Source organism: Streptomyces graminilatus (assembly GCF_001418565.1).
Lineage (GTDB): Bacteria > Actinomycetota > Actinomycetes > Streptomycetales > Streptomycetaceae > Streptomyces > Streptomyces graminilatus.
This window is the reverse complement of sequence record NZ_LIQQ01000640.1, coordinates 1-1,243: the sequence shown is the minus strand read 5'-3', so window position 1 is coordinate 1,243 and position 1,243 is coordinate 1. Positions and strand designations below refer to the sequence as shown.

Annotated in this window: 2 protein-coding genes; one reads left to right on the top strand and one right to left on the bottom strand. The window is 67.8% G+C overall.

Annotated features, from left to right (window positions below; genetic code table 11):
• Positions 1-91: 91 nt before the first annotated feature.
• The gene (locus AOK08_RS38855; RefSeq protein WP_055534882.1) at positions 92-334 is read right to left on the bottom strand and encodes an SCO4848 family membrane protein; all 243 of its coding nucleotides are present in this window, start codon (positions 332-334) and stop codon (positions 92-94) included.
• A gap of 103 nt (positions 335-437) precedes the next feature.
• Between AOK08_RS38855 and AOK08_RS38850 the strand changes: the two genes are divergently transcribed.
• Positions 438-1,243: D-alanyl-D-alanine carboxypeptidase family protein (locus tag AOK08_RS38850; protein ID WP_422125814.1), on the top strand; the 806-nt coding region annotated here is incomplete at its 3' end.

Below are 1,243 nucleotides of genomic sequence, written 5' to 3'. Positions count from 1 at the left end.
CTACGAGGTCCGGCGTTCCGGCCCTACGAGGTCCGGCGTTCCGGCCCTACGAGGTCCGGTGCTCCGGCCTACAAGGTCCGGCGTTCTGGCGCTATGACGTCTGGCGCAATGCGCGCAGTCCACGCAACCCGATGCCCCCGACGACCGTCCCCAATACGAAGGACACGATCGCGAGCGTCAGGTGCACCCAGAAGTAGGCCGTCGGACTGCCGGCGTCGTCGAACGCGAGTCCGCTGCTGTCCTTGACCAGATTCTTGATGAAAGTGACCCAGATGACCCAGCTCCACACCCCGAAGGCGAGCAGGAACCAGGAGACGGGGCGGCTGAGCTTCATGCGTCCAGTATCGCCGCCCGGTACCGGGGCCGGTGGCCGGGGTCGGCGGGTTCACTTCGGGGGCGGTACGGATTCCACGCCCGGTGCATGTACGTTCTCGATCGTGCCCGCCTCCAAGAAGACCGCCAGGCGAACCCTGCTGGTCACCTCCGCCACCCTGTTGTCCGCCGCGCTGACCGCGCCCGTACCGGCATACGCGGCCCCCGTACCGAAGCCGGGTGTCTCGCCGACGGTGACTCCCCCGGCGAAGATGTCGTCCGTGGGCGGGGAACGGCTCGGCCGGGCCGGGACGCAGGTCAACCTCGCCGACGGGGTGCCGGTGATCCCCAAGGACATCACCGCCCGCTCGTGGATCGTCACGGACGCCGAGTCCGGCGATGTGCTCGCCGCCCACAACGCGCACTGGCGTCTGCCCCCGGCGAGCACCCTGAAGATGCTGTTCGCCGACACCGTGCTGCCCAAGTTCCCCAGGACGCTCAAGCACACGGTCACGGACCCCGAGCTGGCGGACGTCGGCGCCGGTTCCAGCATGGTCGGGATCAAGGAGAAGGAGACGTACACGGTCCACGACCTGTGGCTCGGCGTCTTCCTGCGCTCCGGCAACGACGCCGTGCACGTCCTCTCCCACATGAACGGTGGCGTGGCGGCCACCGTCAAGGAGATGAACGAGCACGCGCAGGAGCTCCAGGCCCTCGACACGCATGTGGTGAGCCCCGACGGCTACGACGAGCCGGGCCAGGTGTCGTCGGCGTACGACCTGACGCTGTTCGCCCGCTCCGGGCTTCAGAAGAAGGACTTCCGCGAGTACTGCTCGACCGTTTCGGCCAAGTTCCCCGGCGAGACGAAGAAGAACAAGAAGGGCAAGCCGGTACGCGGGGCCTTCGAGATCCAGAACACCAACCGGCTGCT

Coding starts and splice junctions, on each gene's coding strand:
- AOK08_RS38855 (WP_055534882.1), bottom strand. CDS start 334: ATGAAGCTCAGCCGCCCCGTCTCCTGGTTCCTGCTCGCCTTCGGGGTG.